Raw genomic sequence first — 16,448 nt, 5'->3', positions numbered from 1 at the left:
ACGCCGCCTTCACAGCCTTGGGTGCAACCATCGTCGCTACCCGGCAGTCCCCATGGATATGCGTGCATCGCTAGGGTGTGGGGCTGTGATGGCCAGCGAGACCTGTGGGGAAGCCCGTGCGTGAATACCTGCTGACGCTCTGTGTCACGGCCGCGGTGACGTACCTGCTGACAGGGCCGGTACGGAAGTTCGCGATCGTGGCGGGAGCCATGCCGGAGATCCGGGCACGTGACGTGCACCGGGAGCCGACTCCGCGCCTCGGCGGTATCGCCATGTTCTTCGGCCTGTGCGCCGGCCTGCTGGTAGCGGACCATCTGACCAATCTGAACGAGGTCTTCGCCAAGTCGAACGAGCCGCGGGCGCTGCTCTCCGGCGCTGCCCTGATCTGGCTGATCGGCGTCCTGGACGACAAGTTCGAGATCGACGCCCTGATCAAGCTGGGCGGCCAGATGATCGCCGCGGGCGTCATGGTCATGCAGGGTCTGACGATCCTGTGGCTGCCCGTCCCGGGTGTCGGCAACGTGGCGCTGACCCAGTGGCAGGGCACCCTGCTGACGGTCGCGCTCGTCGTCATCACCATCAACGCCGTGAACTTCGTGGACGGCCTCGACGGTCTCGCCTCCGGCATGGTGTGCATCGCGGCCTGCGCGTTCTTCCTGTACGCCTACCGCATCTGGTACTCGTACGGCATCGAGGCCGCCGCTCCGGCCACCCTGTTCGCGGCGATCCTGATGGGCATGTGCCTGGGCTTCCTGCCGCACAACATGCACCCGGCGCGGATCTTCATGGGCGACTCCGGCTCGATGCTGATCGGGCTCGTGCTGGCGGCGGGTGCGATCTCCATCACAGGGCAGGTCGACCCGGACGCGCTCGCGCTGTTCACCGGTTCCGAGAAGGCGGCCGTGCACCAGACGGTGCCGGTCTACATCCCGCTGCTGCTGCCGCTGACGATCATCGCGGTGCCGGCCGCCGACCTGGTGCTGGCCATCGTGCGCCGCACCTGGCGCGGCCAGTCGCCGTTCGCCGCCGACCGCGGGCACCTGCACCACCGGCTCCTGGAGATCGGCCACTCGCACAGCAGGGCGGTGCTGATCATGTACTTCTGGTCGGCGCTGATCGCCTTCGGCGCGCTCGCCTACTCGGTGAACTCGGCGTCCATGTGGATCGTGCTCGGCGTGGTCTTCCTGAGCGCGATCGGCCTGGCGCTGCTCCTGCTGCCGCGGTTCACGCCGCGCGCCCCGCGCTGGGCGGAGGGCTTCCTGCCGCCCCGCTACCGGCGCCGCAGGGCGGCCGCGCTCGCGGCCGCGGAAGCGGCCTGTGACGCCTCGACGCCGGCCGAGGACGAACCGCGCACTCCGGTCGCCGCCGGTGTGACCGGGGTCAACGGCGCGACCGCGATCGGCCCCCGTTCGCGCTTCCTGGCGGGCGGAAAGCCGGAACATCGCGCCGACGCCGCAAGGTAAGAATCTGACTAGAGCATTGCCAAGTCGTGGGGGAATAAAGCTCCCCAATACCAGACATCTTGGCCGTATTTTTGCACAGACGCGCACTCCCAGTCTCATGTGTGACAGCGAGCACACTCATCGGGTAAAGACCTCATCAAATAGTTTGTGATACGGTTCACGAGAACCCCGGGCAGGGCCGAAGGACCGTGACGCACAGGTTCCTTGGCCAGAGGTCTCCACCACTCGACCTGGGACTACGCTCGTCCATGACGACACCTGCCCCCTGTGAAAGCGGAGTTGCCGCCATGCCGTCCAATGACGCCCGGATCCTGGCCCAGGCCGCCGTGCCCACGGCTGCCGTCGGCGCGCTCGCCGCCGTCGTCAGCGCCGTGGTCGCGGGCGGCAAGGGGGCGATCGGGGCTGTCGTCGCGACGTTGGTCGTGCTCCTCTTCATGGGGCTCGGTCTCTACGCCCTGCAGCGCACTGCTAAATCGCTTCCGCATCTGTTCCAGGCCATGGGTCTGATGCTCTACGCGGCTCAGATCCTGCTGCTGTTCGTTTTCGTCGCGGCGTTCAAGAACACCACGCTGTTCAACCCCAAGGCCTTCGCGCTCACGCTCGTCGCCGCCACCCTCACGTGGATCGCGGCGCAGACGCGTGCGCACATGAAGTCCAAGATCCTCTACGTCGAGCCCGAACCGACCTCCTCCTCGACGGGCGACAAGCCCGAAAAGTCGGGGCACTCGTCGTGAGAGGTAGGCCCGGGATAAGGACGGCTGAGAGATCCTGCTATCGTCCGGTGCCAACTGCGGCATCGCGGGCGCGGGCATCCGAGCTGACGCCTGCTCAATCGCGAGGCGAGATGCCCCACAGCCGCCCCCACATCCGTAACACCAGTCCGGTGCCGACCCGCGGCCACGCGCCGCGCCGACACAACGAGGTTGCCGTACCCATGCGCCACGCTGAAGGAGCCCGCGGTGAGTGCTGACCCGACGCAGGTGCTCGCCTTCGAGACCGACTGCCACATCTTCGACGGCTGTGGCTTCCCCGCTCCCGGCCTGCACTCGTTCCTGTTCAAGCCCCTCTGGGGCGACGCGGACAGCAACGTGTACTTCAACAAGCCGATGCTGCTGGCTCTGCTCGGATCGATCATCGTCATCGGCTTCTTCTGGGCCGCCTTCCGCAAGCCGAAGGTCGTCCCCGGCAAGCTGCAGATGGTCGCGGAGTCGGGTTACGACTTCATCCGGCGCGGAGTCGTGTACGAGACCATCGGCAAGAAGGAGGGCGAGAAGTACGTCCCGCTGGTCGTCTCGCTGTTCTTCTTCATCTGGATGATGAACCTCTGGTCGATCGTCCCGGTCGCCCAGTTCCCGGTGACGTCGATCATCGCCTACCCGCTCGTCCTGGCCCTGATCGTCTACGTCCTGTGGGTCTCCCTGACCTTCAAGCGGCACGGGTTCGTCGGGTTCTTCAAGAACGTCACCGGCTACGACAAGTCGCTCGGTGCGGTGCTGCCGCTCGCGATGCTCATCGAGTTCTTCTCGAACCTGCTGGTGCGGCCGTTCACGCACGCGGTGCGACTCTTCGCGAACATGTTCGCCGGTCACACCCTGCTGCTGCTCTTCACGATCGCCAGCTGGTACCTGCTGAATGGCGTGGGTATCGCCTACGCCGGCGTCAGCTTCCTCATGACGATCGTGATGACGGCCTTCGAGCTCTTCATCCAGGCACTGCAGGCGTACGTCTTCGTCCTGCTGACGTGCACCTACATCCAGGGCGCGCTCGCCGAGCACCACTGAGCGCCCCGCACACCCCCTGATCGTCCGGTGGCCAACCCCCACCGGTCCGTAAAGAAGAAGGAAGAACTGGCATGTCCCAGACCCTTGCCGCCGTCTCCGGCTCGCTCGGTTCCATCGGTTACGGCCTTGCCGCCATCGGCCCCGGCGTCGGCGTCGGCATCATCTTCGGCAACGGCACCCAGGCCCTGGCCCGCCAGCCCGAGGCGGCCGGCCTGATCCGCGCCAACCAGATCCTCGGCTTCGCCTTCTGTGAGGCGCTCGCCCTCATCGGCCTGGTCATGCCGTTCGTCTACGGCACCTGATCGACCGATCAGCGACAGCCCCCTAGACGAAAGGCACTGACATGAGCCAGCTGCTCATTCTGGCGGCCGAGGGGAAGGAGAACCCTCTCGTCCCGCCGATCCCCGAGCTCGTCATCGGCCTGCTCGCCTTCGTCATCGTCTTCGGCTTCCTCGCCTGGAAGCTCCTCCCGAACATCAACAAGGTTCTGGAGCAGCGGCGCGAGGCCATCGAGGGCGGTATCGAGAAGGCCGAGGCCGCGCAGACCGAGGCCCAGAGCGTGCTCGAGCAGTACAAGGCTCAGCTCGCCGAGGCCCGGCACGAGGCCGCACGCCTGCGCCAGGAGGCGCAGGAGCAGGGCGCCACGCTCATCGCCGAGATGCGCGCGGAAGGCCAGCGGCAGCGTGAGGAGATCGTCACCGCAGGTCACGCGCAGATCGAGGCCGACCGCAAGGCCGCCGCGTCCGCGCTGCGCCAGGACGTCGGCAAGCTCGCCACCGAACTGGCCGGCAAGCTCGTCGGTGAGTCCCTTGAGGACCACGCCCGCCAGAGCCGTGTGATCGACCGCTTCCTCGACGAGCTCGAGGAGAAGGCCGAGGCCACGCGATGAACGGAGCGAGCCGCGAGGCACTGGCAGCCGCACGTGAGCGGCTCGACGCGCTGACGGACAACACGTCCGTGGACGCGGCGCAGCTCGCCGACGAGCTGGCGGCCGTCACCGCGCTGCTCGACCGCGAGGTGTCGCTGCGTCGGGTCCTCACCGACCCGGCGCAGCCCGGTGAGGCCAAGGCCGAGCTCGTCGGACGCCTGCTCGGCGGACAGGTCGGCGGCAACACCGTCGACCTGGTGTCGGGCCTGGTCCGCTCCCGCTGGTCGCAGCCCCGCGACCTGGTGGACTCGCTGGAGGAGCTCGCGAACGTCGCCGACCTCACGGCCGCTCAGCGGGCGGACCGGCTCGACAGCGTCGAGGACGAGCTGTTCCGGTTCGGCCGGATCATCTCCTCGAACACCGAGCTGCGCGCCGCGCTGACCGACCGGGGGGCCACCCCGTCGGCCAAGGTCGAGCTGCTGCACCGGCTGCTCGGCGGCCGGGCCGACGTGACCACCGAGCGTCTGGTGACGCGCCTTGTGACCGCGCCGCGGGGACGTAGCCTGGAAGCTGGACTCGAGTCCCTGTCCAAGCTTGCTGCGGACCGGCAGAACCGGGTGGTCGCCGTCGTCACCTCGGCGGTGCCGCTGAGCGACACGCAGAAGCGACGCCTGGGCGCCGCCCTGGCGAAGCTCTACGGCCGCACGATGCACCTCAACCTCGACGTCGACCCCGATGTCGTCGGCGGGATCCGGGTGCAGGTCGGTGACGAGGTCATCAACGGCTCCCTCGCGGACCGGCTCGAGGACGCCGCCCGCCGCATGGCGAGCTAGCAGCAACTCAACAAGCAGTACGAACTGATTACGGCCCTGGTTGGGCCGTGCAGAGGATTCACCTCTTATTGGGGGGAGTCCCCGACTCGTGGAATACCCCCCAAGTGAAACTTCGGGCCCAACAAGGAGAGCAGGGAACCCAGATGGCGGAGCTCACGATCCGGCCGGAGGAGATCCGGGACGCGCTGGAGAACTTCGTCCAGTCGTACAAGCCGGACGCGGCCTCGCGCGAGGAGGTCGGTACGGTCACCCTTGCCGGCGACGGCATCGCGAAGGTCGAGGGTCTGCCCTCGGCCATGGCCAACGAACTGCTGAAGTTCGAGGACGGCACCCTCGGCCTCGCGCTCAACCTGGAAGAGCGCGAGATCGGCGCCATCGTCCTCGGCGAGTTCAGCGGCATCGAGGAGGGCCAGCCGGTCACGCGTACCGGCGAGGTCCTCTCCGTCGCGGTCGGCGAGGGCTACCTCGGCCGCGTCGTCGACCCGCTCGGTAACCCGATCGACGGTCTCGGCGAGATCGAGACCACCGGCCGCCGCGCCCTCGAGCTGCAGGCCCCCACGGTCATGCAGCGCAAGTCGGTGCACGAGCCGATGGAGACCGGCTACAAGGCCGTCGACGCCATGACCCCGGTCGGCCGCGGCCAGCGTCAGCTGATCATCGGCGACCGCCAGACCGGCAAGACCGCCCTGGCCGTCGACACGATCATCAACCAGCGCGACAACTGGCGCTCGGGCGACGTGAACAAGCAGGTCCGCTGCATCTACGTCGCCATCGGCCAGAAGGGCTCCACCATCGCGTCCGTGCGCGGTGCCCTGGAAGAGGCCGGCGCGCTGGAGTACACGACCATCGTCGCCGCCCCGGCGTCCGACCCGGCCGGCTTCAAGTACCTGGCGCCCTACACCGGTTCGGCCATCGGCCAGCACTGGATGTACGAGGGCAAGCACGTCCTCATCATCTTCGACGACCTCTCGAAGCAGGCCGACGCCTACCGCGCCGTGTCCCTGCTGCTGCGCCGCCCGCCGGGCCGCGAGGCCTACCCCGGTGACGTCTTCTACCTGCACTCCCGTCTGCTGGAGCGTTGCGCGAAGCTCTCCGACGACATGGGCAAGGGCTCGATGACCGGTCTGCCGATCGTCGAGACCAAGGCCAACGACGTCTCGGCGTTCATCCCGACCAACGTCATCTCGATCACCGACGGCCAGTGCTTCCTGGAGTCGGACCTGTTCAACGCCGGTCAGCGCCCCGCGCTGAACGTCGGTATCTCCGTCTCCCGAGTCGGTGGTTCCGCGCAGCACAAGGCGATGAAGCAGGTCTCCGGCCGTCTCCGCGTCGACCTGGCCCAGTTCCGTGAGCTGGAGGCGTTCGCCGCCTTCGGTTCCGACCTGGACTCCGCCTCCAAGTCCCAGCTGGAGCGCGGTCAGCGCATGGTCGAGCTGCTGAAGCAGGACCAGTACCAGCCGATGGCCACCGAGGACCAGGTCGTCTCCGTGTGGGCCGGCACCACCGGCCGCATGGACGACGTCCCGGTCGCCGACATCCGCCGCTTCGAGAAGGAGCTGCTGGAGTACCTGCACCGCAAGGAGCAGGGCCTCATGACCTCCATCAAGGAGGGTGGCAAGATGTCGGACGACACGCTCACGGCCGCCGCCGACGCCATCGCGGACTTCAAGAAGCAGTTCGAGACCTCGGACGGCAAGCTGCTCGGCGAGGACACTCCTGCCGCTGCCGCCAAGTGACGTAAGGAAGGGACCTGACTCATGGGAGCCCAGCTCCGGGTCTACAAGCGTCGCATCCGATCCGTCAGCGCGACCAAGAAGATCACCAAGGCGATGGAGATGATCGCCGCCTCGCGCGTCGTCAAGGCGCAGCGCAAGGTGGCGGCCTCCACGCCGTACGCGACCGAGCTCACCCGCGCGGTCACGGCGGTCGGTACGGGTTCGAACATCAAGCACCCGCTCACCACGGAGACGGAGAACCCGACCCGTGCCGCGGTCCTGCTCCTCACGAGCGACCGCGGTCTGGCCGGCGCCTTCAACTCCAACTCCATCAAGGCGGCGGAGCAGCTGACCGAGCGCCTGGAGCGCGAGGGCAAGGAGGTCGACATGTACATCGTCGGCCGCCGCGGTGTGGCCCACTACAACTTCCGTGAGCGCAAGATCGCGGAGCAGTGGACCGGCTTCACCGACGAGCCCACGTACGCGGACGCCAAGCAGGTCGCCGCGCCCCTGATCGAGGCCATCGAGAAGGACGCGGCGGACGGCGGCGTGGACGAACTCCACATCGTCTACACCGAGTTCGTGTCGATGATGACGCAGACGGCGCTCGACGCCCGGCTGCTGCCGCTGCGCCTCGAGGAAGTGGCGGAGGAGAAGCCCGCGGGCGAGATCCTCCCGCTGTACGACTTCGAGCCGTCGGCGGAGGACGTCCTCGACGCCCTGCTGCCGCGCTATGTGGAGAGCCGTGTCTACAACGCGCTGCTCCAGTCGGCCGCTTCCAAGCACGCCGCCACGCGGCGCGCGATGAAGTCGGCCACCGACAACGCGGGTGAGCTCATCGAGAGCCTCTCCCGGCTTGCCAACGCGGCCCGCCAGGCCGAAATCACCCAGGAAATCAGCGAGATCGTCGGTGGCGCGAGCGCCCTGGCCGACGCGACCGCGGGGAGTGACCGATAAATGACCACCACTGTTGAGACCGCGACGGCTACGGGCCGCGTCGCCCGGGTCATCGGCCCGGTCGTCGACGTGGAGTTCCCCGTCGACGCGATGCCGGACATCTACAACGCTCTGCATGTCGAGGTCTCCGACCCGGCGAACCAGGGCGAGAAGAAGACGCTGACCCTGGAGGTCGCCCAGCACCTGGGTGACGGCCTGGTCCGCACCATCTCCATGCAGCCCACCGACGGTCTGGTCCGCCAGGCCCCGGTGACCGACACGGGCGCCGCGATCTCGGTGCCGGTCGGCGACTTCACCAAGGGCAAGGTGTTCAACACCCTCGGCGAGGTGCTGAACGTCGACGAGACCTACGACGGTGAGCGCTGGCCGATCCACCGCAAGGCCCCGAACTTCGACGAGCTCGAGTCGAAGACCGAGATGTTCGAGACGGGCGTCAAGGTCATCGACCTGCTCACCCCGTACGTCAAGGGCGGAAAGATCGGCCTGTTCGGCGGTGCCGGCGTCGGCAAGACGGTGCTCATCCAGGAGATGATCTACCGAGTCGCCAACAACCACGACGGTGTCTCCGTGTTCGCCGGTGTCGGTGAGCGCACCCGTGAGGGCAACGACCTCATCGAGGAGATGTCCGACTCGGGCGTCATCGACAAGACCGCTCTGGTCTTCGGTCAGATGGACGAGCCCCCGGGCACCCGTCTGCGCGTCGCGCTGGCCGGCCTCACCATGGCCGAGTACTTCCGTGACGTCCAGAAGCAGGACGTGCTGTTCTTCATCGACAACATCTTCCGCTTCACGCAGGCCGGTTCCGAGGTCTCCACGCTGCTCGGCCGTATGCCGTCCGCGGTGGGTTACCAGCCGAACCTGGCCGACGAGATGGGTCTCCTCCAGGAGCGCATCACCTCGACCCGCGGTCACTCGATCACCTCGATGCAGGCGATCTACGTCCCCGCGGACGACCTGACCGACCCGGCCCCGGCCACCACGTTCGCCCACCTCGACGCGACGACGGTTCTGTCCCGTCCGATCTCCGAGAAGGGCATCTACCCGGCCGTGGACCCGCTGGACTCCACGTCCCGGATCCTGGACCCGCGCTACATCTCGGCGGACCACTACAACGCGGCCATGCGCGTGAAGACGGTCCTCCAGAAGTACAAGGACCTCCAGGACATCATCGCGATCCTCGGTATCGACGAGCTGGGCGAGGAGGACAAGCTCGTCGTCCACCGTGCCCGTCGCGTGGAGCGCTTCCTGTCCCAGAACACCCACGTCGCCAAGCAGTTCACCGGCGTCGACGGGTCGGACGTCCCGCTGGACGAGTCGATCGCGGCCTTCAACGCGATCATCGACGGTGAGTACGACCACTTCCCGGAGCAGGCGTTCTTCATGTGCGGTGGCCTCGAGGACCTCAAGGCCAACGCCAAGGAGCTGGGCGTCTCCTGAGCCACGCGCTCTGCATGAGGGGGCGGGCACGTCCCGCCCCCTCATGCACGCCCTCTAGAATTGACCCCAACACCCGGCAGAACCGCCGGGTGGTGACCCGAGGAGCCAACCTTGGCTGCTGAGCTGCACGTCGAGCTGGTCGCCGCCGACCGCCAGGTCTGGTCCGGCGAGGCCACCCTGGTCGTCGCGCGCACCACGTCCGGCGACATCGGCGTCATGCCCGGTCATCAGCCGCTGCTCGGTGTGCTGGAGTCGGGCCCGGTGACCATCCGTACGAGTGATGGTGGAACGGTCGTCGCCGCGGTGCACGGCGGTTTCATCTCGTTCGCGGACGACAAGCTGTCGCTGCTGGCCGAGATCGCCGAGTTGTCGGACGAGATCGATGTCCAGCGCGCGGAGCGGGCGCTCGAGCGCGCGGAGGCGGAGGCGGACGCCCACGCCCAGCGCCGCGCCGAGGTCCGGCTGCGCGCTGTGTCGGTGCGCTGACCGGAGGCACCTCCCGGGCCCTCTAGGCTCTGGGGAGCGCCGTGTGATGACGTCACTCAGCCGCGGCCGGGACCGGAGCAATCCGGTACCCGGCCGCGGCTGAGGCAGATGTGGGTGTTTTTTCCGTTCCATTACCTAGGAGACGAGGAGGTCGGTGCCGATGGTCCTCGCTCTGACTGTGTCCGGACTCGTGGTCGCGGTCGTGGTGGTGGGACTGTTCCTGTTCGGCCTGCGCCGCAGACTCATCCAGCGCTCCGGCGGCACCTTCGACTGTTCGCTGCGCTGGGACGTGCCCGAGAAACCGGACACCGGCGGCAAGGGCTGGAGCTACGGTGTCGCCCGCTACAACGGCGACCGCATCGAGTGGTACCGCGTCTTCTCGTACGCTCCCCGCCCGCGTCGGGTCCTGGAGCGTGCGGCGATCGAGGTGACCGGCCGCCGTGTCCCCGACGGCGAGGAGGAGCTGGCACTGCTCTCCGACGCCGTCATCCTCGCCTGCACCCACCGGGGCACGCGCCTCGAACTGGCCATGAGCGAAGACGCGCTGACCGGATTTCTCGCGTGGCTGGAGGCAGCCCCGCCCGGTCAGCGCGTCAATGTGGCTTAACGCCTGGCGAACTCTCCTACGACAGCCCGCTGTTGATGGCGCTCACCAGCTCGCCGTTGCTGGTGTCACCGCTGAACTCCCAGAAGAACGCGCCGCCCAGACCCTGGGTCTTGGCCCACGCCATCTTCGTGCCGATGGTGGCCGGGGTGTCGTACGACCACCAGTTGCTGCCGCAGTGCGCGTACGCCGTGCCGGCGACGGTGCCGGTGGCCGGGCAGGACGTCTTGAGCACCTTGTAGTCCTCGATGCCCTGCTCGTAGGTGCCGGCCGCCGGGCCCGTGGCCGTGCCGCCCGGGGCGTCCTGGGTGACGCCGGTCCAGCCGCGGCCGTAGAAGCCGATGCCGACGAGCAGCTTGCTCGCGGGCACGCCCTTCGACTTGTACTTGGCGATCGCGTCGGCCGTGGTGAAGCCGGCCCGCGGGATGCCGCTGTAGGAGTTGAGCGGGGAGTGCGGGGCGGTCGGGCCCTGTGCGTCCCAGGCGCCGAAGAAGTCGTACGTCATCACGTTGTACCAGTCGACGTACTGGGCCGCGCCCGCGTAGTCAGCGGCGTCGATCTTGCCGCCGGAGGAACCGTCGGCCGTGACCGCGGCGGTGACCAGGTTGCCGGAGCCGAACTTGGCGCGCAGCGCGGACATCAGGTTCTTGAAGGCGGCCGTTCCGCTGGTGTCGCAGGACAGACCGCAGGCGTTCGGGTACTCCCAGTCGATGTCGATGCCGTCGAAGACATCGGCCCAGCGCGGATCCTCGACCAGGTTGTAGCAGGACTGGGCGAACGCGGCCGGGTTGGCCGCGGCCTGCGCGAAGCCGCCGGACCAGGTCCAGCCGCCGAACGACCACAGCACCTTGATGTTCGGGTACTTGGCCTTCAGCTGGCGGAGCTGGTTGAAGTTGCCGCGCAACGGCTGGTCCCAGGTGTCGGCCGCGCCGTTCACCGACTGGTCGGCGGTGAACGCCTTGTCGTAGTCGGCGTAGGAGTCGCCGATCGCGCACTGGCCGTTGGTGACGTTGCCGAACGCGTAGTTGATGTGCGTGATCTTCGCGGCCGAGCCGGACGTCACCAGGTTCTTGACGTTGTAGTTGCGGCCGTAGATGCCCCACTCGGTGAAGTACCCGAGCTTGACCTTGTCGCCGCCGGTGGGCGGGGGAGTGGTGCCGCCGCCGGTGGTGTGGACGGCGACCGCGCCGCTGACCGGCCCTGTCTGGTCGGCGGTGTCACGGGCCTGCACGGTGTAGGAGTAGTCGGTGCCGGCGGTCAGACCGGTGTCCGTGTACGACGTCGTCGTCACCGTCGCGACCTTGGTGCCGCCGCGCAGGACGTCGTAGTTCTTGATGCCCTTGTCGTCGGTGGCCGCGCTCCAGCTGAGCTTCACCGAGGTGTCGGTGATGTCCGAGGCGGTCGGGGTGCCCGGCGCGGAGGGTGCCGCGTCGCCGGGGACCGTCGTGCCGTCGCAACTGTCGCCGTTCAGCTTGCAGTTGGACGGGGAGCCGGATCCCGCGCCGTTGAAGCCGAAGGACACGGACGCGCCGGGGGCGATGGAGCCGTTGTAGGACTTGTTCTTGGCCGTCCAGCGGGTGCCGGAGGACGTGACGTCGGCGTCCCAGGCGGAGGTCACCGACGTGCCCGAGGGGAAGTCCCACTCGACGGTCCAGGAGCTGATGGCCGTGGTGCCGGTGTTCTTCACCGTCCACTTGCCCTCGAAGCCGGTGCCCCAGTCCTGGGTCTTGGCGTAGGTGGCGGTCGCGTTGGCCGCGGCGTGTGCCGGACTCGCGAGACCGACCAGTCCGGCCAGGGGGAGCAACAGCGTCGCGAACCCTGCCGCGGCTCTGTGTCTGAAGCGCATGGTGCGCCTCCCTCTTCGATCGGGGGTATCGGGGCATGACTGAGCCTTCACGCCCGCAGTGCGGCGAGAATAGAAAGGTCTGGACCATAGGTCAATAGGTCTGGACCAGTGCCTTTGTGCCCTGCTAGATCCCCAACTCCTGTGCCAGTACGGCTGCTTGGACGCGGCTGCGCAGTCCGAGCTTGCCCAGCAGACGGCTGACGTGTGTCTTCACCGTGCCCTCCGCCATGTCGAGCCGCTCGGCGATGCCCGCGTTGGACAGCCCCTCGCCCAGGCAGGACAGGACCTCGCGCTCACGTCGTGTCAGTGCCTCGAGGGCGGCGGGGGCGGCGCTCACACCCCGCACCGGCCCGGCGGCGAACTCGGCGATCAGCCGCCGGGTGACGGCCGGAGCGACGATGCCCTCCCCGCGGGCCACGGTGCGGACCGCCTCCAGCAGGTCCTTCGCCTCCGTGTTCTTCAGCAGGAACCCGGCGGCCCCGGCGCGCAGCGCCCCGAAGACGTACTCGTCCAGGTCGAACGTGGTCAGCACGAGGACGTCCGACAGCTCTTCCGCGACCACCTGCCGGGTCGCCGACACCCCGTCCAGGCGCGGCATCTGAACGTCCATCAGCACCAGGTCGGGCCGCAGTTCACGGGCGAGCGCCACCGCCCGCTCGCCGTCCGCCGCCTCACCGACGACCTCGACGTCGGGCGCGCTGTCCAGGATGAGCACCAGCCCGGCACGCACGGCTGACTGGTCCTCGGCCACCAGGACGCGGATCATCCGGGATCTCCTTCGGGCAGGGGGAGTGCGGCGCGCACGGTCCACAGATCGCCCGCAGGCCCGGCGTCGAAGGTTCCGGCGAGCAGGGCGGCCCGCTCCTGCATGCCGACGAGGCCCGCGCCCAGACCGGGGGCACGGGGGCCGTCCCGGTGGCCGAACGGGCTGGTCACGCGCACGTCGAGGACACCGTCCCGCCGGGCCAGGGTGACGGTGACGCGGCCCGGCCGGGCGTGCTTGAGGGCGTTGGTCAAGGACTCCTGCACGATCCGGTAGGCCGCGAGCTCGACCGGCGCGGGGACCGGGCCGTGGTCGGCGTCGAGGGTGACGTCCAGGCCGCCCGCGCGGGCGCTCTCGACCAGCGAGCCCAGTCCGTCGAGGGTGGGCACGGGCGCCGGTTCGTGCTCGCCGCCGCTGTCGCGTAGGATGCCGATCAGCCGCCGCATCTCCGCGAGTCCCGCCACGCTGTTCTCGCGGACCACGGTGAGCGCCTCGCGGGAGGTCTTCGGGTCGTCGATGGCCAGCGCTGCCGTGGCGTGCAGCGCGATGGCGGACATGTGGCCCGCGACCATGTCGTGCAGCTCCCGTGCCATGCGCGCACGTTCGGCGGTGACCGCCTGGGTGCGGTCCATCTCGGCGAGCAGCGCGGTCTGTTCGGCGCGCAGGCGCTCGGCGACGGCGGTGTCACGGTGGTTGCGCACCACCCAGCCGGTGGCCGCGGGGACCAGGGCGACCAGTCCGACGGACGCTCCGATCAGCAGTGCCTGCGGTGTGCGCCAGGCCACGACCGGGACGACGGTGCCGGTCACGGTGAGCAGGCCCGTGATCCAGGGGATGCGACGGGCCGCGGCGGGGGAGCCGTACAGCACGGACGCGTAGACGAGGTCGGTGAACATGACCAGGGTGGCCAGGTTGCCCCGGGTGAACAGGTCCGCGGTGATCGCGCCCGTCCCGACGAGCAGGGCGGTGCGCGGACGTGTACGGCGCAGCAGTTCGCAGCCGGCCGTCACGACCAGCGGAATGGCGACCGCCCAGTCCTGGTCGAGGACGGACACCGGGTCGTGGGGGGTCCGGTCGTGCAGGCCGACGGCCATCAGCAGCAGCCCGCCGAGCAGTCCGCCCACGGCGATGCGTACGTCGTCGTGGTGCGGGCGGGGCAGTGGAGCGGCCATGACCCCATCCAACACGGCACACGTGCCGTGCGCGTGCTCCCGAGGAAGGGTCCCTGACTGCATCGTTCGATGTACCGCCGGGTCGTCACCGGTGACGACGAAACCGGCGGATCCCGAGCGGAGGCTGGGGGACGACCGAAGGGAGCGAGTCGTGATCGTCGCGCTGATCGTCGCCTGCGAGGCCGGCTTCTGGGTGCTGCTGGCACTCGGCCTGGCCGTCCGTTATCTGCTGAACCGGCGCCGTACGAGTGTCGTCCTGCTGCTGTGCGAACCACTCCTGGAACTGGTGCTGTTCGCGGTGACGACCGTCGATCTCGGGAACGGCGCCGAACCGGGCTGGGAACACGGCCTGGCGGCGCTCTACATCGGCTTCACGGTCGCCTACGGCCCCCACACCGTCCGCTGGCTGGACGGCCACGCCGAGCACCGCCTCGCGGGCGGTCCGCCCCCGCCGAAGCCGCCCCGTCACGGCCTGCCCCGTGCCCGCCACGAGGGCCGGCTGTGGCTGCGCACGGCCCTCGCGGCGGCGGTTTCAGGTGCGCTGCTCCAGGGCGCGGTCTGGTACGTGGGCGACGGCGACACGTCGTCGCTCCGGTCCTTCCAGTGGACGGCACTGCGGGTCACGGTCGTCCACGGGCTGATCGCGCTGACGTACCTGATCTGGCCGAAGAAGGACCCGGCACAGGCGCGCGGCACACTACGCCCGTGACACCGGCGCCGTCGGCGCACCCCGCCCGGTACCCGCAGCACGTCGCCGGTCGCCTTGTTCGCCGTGCGGGCCAGGATGCCGCACCCTCCGGGGCAACCTCCTGACCCCCGGCCGGAGGGGGTGCGGTCAGCGTTCGCCGCCGGGCACCCACAGGACGTCCCCCGTTGCCTGGTTCGCCGTGCGGGCCAGGATGAAGAGGAGGTCCGAGAGGCGGTTGAGGTAGGTCGCCGTGAGGGGGTTCATGATGTCGCCGTGGGCCTCGAGGGCCGCCCAGGTCGAGCGTTCGGCGCGGCGGACGACCGTGCAGGCCTGGTGGAGCAGGGCCGCGCCGGGTGTGCCGCCGGGGAGGATGAAGGAGCGCAGCTTCTCCAGCTTCTCGTTGAAGCGGTCGCAGTCCGCCTCCAGCCGGTCGATGTAGAACTGCTCCACGCGCAGCGGCGGGAACTCCGGGTTCTCCACCACCGGCGTCGACAGGTCCGCCCCCACGTCGAAAAGGTCGTTCTGCACCCGGGTGAGGACCTTGACGACCTCCTCGTCCAGTGCGCCCAGCGCGATCGCCGTACCGATCACCGCGTTCGCCTCGTTGGCGTCGGCGTACGCCGAGATTCGCAGATCGGTTTTGGCGACCCGGCTCATGTCGCCGAGGGCGGTCGTGCCCTTGTCGCCGGTCCTGGTGTAGATGCGCGTCAGATTGACCATGTCACCAGCCTAAGAGCAGCCTCGCTCACCGGGTCGGTCGGCGACCCGTTCGTCTGGATTGTCCGCTCGCTCGCCGCCGCCTTCGCGGCTGAGGTATAACCGCCGCGATCGTGCCCCTGCCCGACCCGAAGGGTTGTTCCTTGTCGTCCGGAATTCGTCTCCGCCCGAGCAGGCCCCACACCGTGGTGGCCGTGTCCGTCGCCGCCGCCGTGGCCCTGTCCGGATGTTCCTCGCACGCCGGGAAGGAGAAGCCGACCCGGCCGCACGAATCGGCGCAGAGCGCGACCGACGGCCGTACGCCGCACTCCGACGCGAAGGCCAGGCCCGCCCCGCAGCCGAGGACCGCCGCGCAGTTCGTCGCCCGGGCCCGGCAGGGCATGCGCGGCGAGAAGGGGTGGACCTTCGCCATGCGCGGCAGCGAGTCCGTCGCCATGCGCGGGCAGGCGCCCACCGCCGCCACGTACAGCGGCACCGTCCACCGCACCACCGCCCCCATGGCGCTCGAGCAGACCGGCACGATCACCAGCAGCAAGGGCGAGCGCGAGCAGGAGCTGGTGTACGTCGTCGGCGGGACCGGGTACGTGAAGCAGGGCGCCGGGGCCTGGAAGAAGGGGCCGTTGTCCGACACCGCCATCGCCGACGACGTGGAGGATCCCGTCGCCGAGCTGGACGCCTTCGCGGCGTACGCCAAGAGCGCCGAGGTGAGTCGTACGGGCGGCACCGTACGGCTTCAAGTCACCGCCTCCGGCTGGCAGTTGTCCGCCGCCCGGACGCGCCCCGCGCTCGAGCGGGCGGTCCGGGAGGTGGAGCCCACGCTCGATCAGCTGCGGAAGGCCGGTGTGACGGCCACCGACGGCCGGATCACTCTTCAGAGCTTCACCGAGACCTGGGACCTGGACGCGGCCCACGGATACCGGCTCACCTCGCACCGGTACGCCTTCACGTTCCTCGTCCCGTTCCAGGGCGGCGACATCACGATGAGCCAGGAGGTGCGCGCCGACAACCGCGGCGTGTTCACCGGCGCCGTGGCCCTGCCCGAGGGCGCGCGGTGACCCTGTCGACCTCCCCGACAAGCGACACGTCAAAAGGTTGCACGACAGCTGAGACTTCACTGT

Annotated in this window: 17 protein-coding genes; 13 read left to right on the top strand and 4 right to left on the bottom strand. The window is 69.0% G+C overall.

Annotated features, from left to right (window positions below; all coding sequences use genetic code 11):
- Positions 1–116: 116 nt before the first annotated feature.
- From IEZ19_RS26955 to IEZ19_RS26905, 11 genes are all read left to right on the top strand, one after another.
- The gene (locus tag IEZ19_RS26955) at positions 117–1,463 is read left to right on the top strand and encodes an MraY family glycosyltransferase (RefSeq protein ID WP_189313893.1); all 1,347 of its coding nucleotides are present in this window, start codon (positions 117–119) and stop codon (positions 1,461–1,463) included.
- Positions 1,464–1,750: 287 nt separating this feature from the next.
- Positions 1,751–2,197, top strand: a complete 447-nt coding sequence (locus tag IEZ19_RS26950; protein WP_189313892.1) for a Cg1360 family ATP-synthase-associated protein — start codon at positions 1,751–1,753, stop codon at positions 2,195–2,197.
- A gap of 225 nt (positions 2,198–2,422) precedes the next feature.
- Positions 2,423–3,244 (top strand): F0F1 ATP synthase subunit A, encoded by an 822-nt coding sequence (gene atpB / locus IEZ19_RS26945; protein WP_189313891.1) that lies wholly within the window; start codon positions 2,423–2,425, stop codon positions 3,242–3,244.
- 71 nt (positions 3,245–3,315) lie between these two features.
- On the top strand, positions 3,316–3,546 hold the full coding sequence (gene atpE / locus IEZ19_RS26940; protein ID WP_028804225.1) for an ATP synthase F0 subunit C: 231 nt from the start codon (positions 3,316–3,318) through the stop codon (positions 3,544–3,546).
- 41 nt (positions 3,547–3,587) lie between these two features.
- A complete protein-coding gene (locus IEZ19_RS26935; RefSeq protein WP_189313890.1) occupies positions 3,588–4,133 on the top strand; it encodes a F0F1 ATP synthase subunit B in 546 nt (181 codons plus the stop codon).
- Entirely contained in the window at positions 4,130–4,945 is an 816-nt protein-coding gene (locus IEZ19_RS26930) for a F0F1 ATP synthase subunit delta (RefSeq protein ID WP_189313889.1), read from the top strand. Before IEZ19_RS26935 ends, IEZ19_RS26930 begins: the two co-directional genes overlap by 4 nt.
- Before the next feature lie 143 nt (positions 4,946–5,088).
- Entirely contained in the window at positions 5,089–6,681 is a 1,593-nt protein-coding gene (atpA, locus tag IEZ19_RS26925) for a F0F1 ATP synthase subunit alpha (protein ID WP_189313888.1), read from the top strand.
- A 21-nt stretch (positions 6,682–6,702) separates the two neighbouring features.
- Positions 6,703–7,617 (top strand): F0F1 ATP synthase subunit gamma, encoded by a 915-nt coding sequence (locus IEZ19_RS26920; RefSeq protein WP_189313887.1) that lies wholly within the window; start codon positions 6,703–6,705, stop codon positions 7,615–7,617.
- The gene (gene atpD / locus IEZ19_RS26915; RefSeq protein WP_189313886.1) at positions 7,618–9,054 is read left to right on the top strand and encodes a F0F1 ATP synthase subunit beta; all 1,437 of its coding nucleotides are present in this window, start codon (positions 7,618–7,620) and stop codon (positions 9,052–9,054) included.
- 111 nt (positions 9,055–9,165) lie between these two features.
- Complete coding sequence (locus tag IEZ19_RS26910) at positions 9,166–9,540, top strand: F0F1 ATP synthase subunit epsilon (protein WP_189313885.1); 375 nt, start codon at positions 9,166–9,168, stop codon at positions 9,538–9,540.
- Positions 9,541–9,700: 160 nt separating this feature from the next.
- Positions 9,701–10,147 carry a DUF2550 domain-containing protein gene (locus IEZ19_RS26905; protein ID WP_189313884.1) on the top strand — a complete coding sequence of 149 codons (447 nt, stop codon included), beginning with the start codon at positions 9,701–9,703 and terminating at the stop codon, positions 10,145–10,147.
- A 16-nt stretch (positions 10,148–10,163) separates the two neighbouring features.
- On the opposite strand, the gene IEZ19_RS26900 is transcribed toward IEZ19_RS26905, so the two are convergent.
- The 3 genes from IEZ19_RS26900 to IEZ19_RS26890 all read right to left on the bottom strand — a co-directional run bounded on the left by IEZ19_RS26900 (position 10,164) and on the right by IEZ19_RS26890 (position 13,925).
- Positions 10,164–11,990: a glycoside hydrolase family 18 chitinase gene (locus IEZ19_RS26900; protein WP_189313883.1), complete on the bottom strand. Its 1,827-nt coding sequence runs from the start codon at positions 11,988–11,990 to the stop codon at positions 10,164–10,166.
- A 124-nt stretch (positions 11,991–12,114) separates the two neighbouring features.
- Entirely contained in the window at positions 12,115–12,756 is a 642-nt protein-coding gene (locus IEZ19_RS26895) for a response regulator (RefSeq protein ID WP_189313882.1), read from the bottom strand.
- Positions 12,753–13,925: a sensor histidine kinase gene (locus tag IEZ19_RS26890; protein ID WP_189313881.1), complete on the bottom strand. Its 1,173-nt coding sequence runs from the start codon at positions 13,923–13,925 to the stop codon at positions 12,753–12,755. Before IEZ19_RS26890 ends, IEZ19_RS26895 begins: the two co-directional genes overlap by 4 nt.
- Before the next feature lie 151 nt (positions 13,926–14,076).
- Here IEZ19_RS26890 and IEZ19_RS26885 point away from each other — a divergent pair, with 151 nt between their 5' ends.
- Positions 14,077–14,634 (top strand): hypothetical protein, encoded by a 558-nt coding sequence (locus tag IEZ19_RS26885; protein WP_189313880.1) that lies wholly within the window; start codon positions 14,077–14,079, stop codon positions 14,632–14,634.
- A 126-nt stretch (positions 14,635–14,760) separates the two neighbouring features.
- Here IEZ19_RS26885 and IEZ19_RS26880 read toward each other — a convergent pair whose 3' ends face one another.
- Positions 14,761–15,333: a cob(I)yrinic acid a,c-diamide adenosyltransferase gene (locus IEZ19_RS26880; RefSeq protein WP_189313879.1), complete on the bottom strand. Its 573-nt coding sequence runs from the start codon at positions 15,331–15,333 to the stop codon at positions 14,761–14,763.
- Positions 15,334–15,524: 191 nt separating this feature from the next.
- On the opposite strand from IEZ19_RS26880, the gene IEZ19_RS26875 reads away from it, so the two are divergent.
- Positions 15,525–16,385, top strand: a complete 861-nt coding sequence (locus tag IEZ19_RS26875; RefSeq protein WP_189313878.1) for a DUF6612 family protein — start codon at positions 15,525–15,527, stop codon at positions 16,383–16,385.
- Positions 16,386–16,448 lie beyond the last annotated feature (63 nt).

Source organism: Streptomyces brasiliensis, assembly GCF_014647875.1.
GTDB lineage: Bacteria > Actinomycetota > Actinomycetes > Streptomycetales > Streptomycetaceae > Streptomyces > Streptomyces brasiliensis.
The sequence above is the reverse complement of the archived record's forward strand: the minus strand, read 5'-3'. Positions and strand labels throughout refer to the sequence as shown.

Bases quoted from the DNA above. Each gene is read 5' to 3' on its own strand.
- IEZ19_RS26935 (WP_189313890.1), top strand. From the start codon at position 3,588: ATGAGCCAGCTGCTCATTCTGGCGGCCGAGGGGAAGGAGAACCCTCTC.
- IEZ19_RS26900 (WP_189313883.1), bottom strand. From the start codon at position 11,990: ATGCGCTTCAGACACAGAGCCGCGGCAGGGTTCGCGACGCTGTTGCTC.
- IEZ19_RS26920 (WP_189313887.1), top strand. From the start codon at position 6,703: ATGGGAGCCCAGCTCCGGGTCTACAAGCGTCGCATCCGATCCGTCAGC.
- IEZ19_RS26890 (WP_189313881.1), bottom strand. From the start codon at position 13,925: ATGGCCGCTCCACTGCCCCGCCCGCACCACGACGACGTACGCATCGCC.
- atpD (WP_189313886.1), top strand. From the start codon at position 7,618: ATGACCACCACTGTTGAGACCGCGACGGCTACGGGCCGCGTCGCCCGG.
- IEZ19_RS26895 (WP_189313882.1), bottom strand. From the start codon at position 12,756: ATGATCCGCGTCCTGGTGGCCGAGGACCAGTCAGCCGTGCGTGCCGGG.
- IEZ19_RS26930 (WP_189313889.1), top strand. From the start codon at position 4,130: ATGAACGGAGCGAGCCGCGAGGCACTGGCAGCCGCACGTGAGCGGCTC.
- IEZ19_RS26880 (WP_189313879.1), bottom strand. From the start codon at position 15,333: ATGGTCAATCTGACGCGCATCTACACCAGGACCGGCGACAAGGGCACG.
- atpE (WP_028804225.1), top strand. From the start codon at position 3,316: ATGTCCCAGACCCTTGCCGCCGTCTCCGGCTCGCTCGGTTCCATCGGT.
- IEZ19_RS26905 (WP_189313884.1), top strand. From the start codon at position 9,701: ATGGTCCTCGCTCTGACTGTGTCCGGACTCGTGGTCGCGGTCGTGGTG.
- atpA (WP_189313888.1), top strand. From the start codon at position 5,089: ATGGCGGAGCTCACGATCCGGCCGGAGGAGATCCGGGACGCGCTGGAG.
- IEZ19_RS26950 (WP_189313892.1), top strand. From the start codon at position 1,751: ATGCCGTCCAATGACGCCCGGATCCTGGCCCAGGCCGCCGTGCCCACG.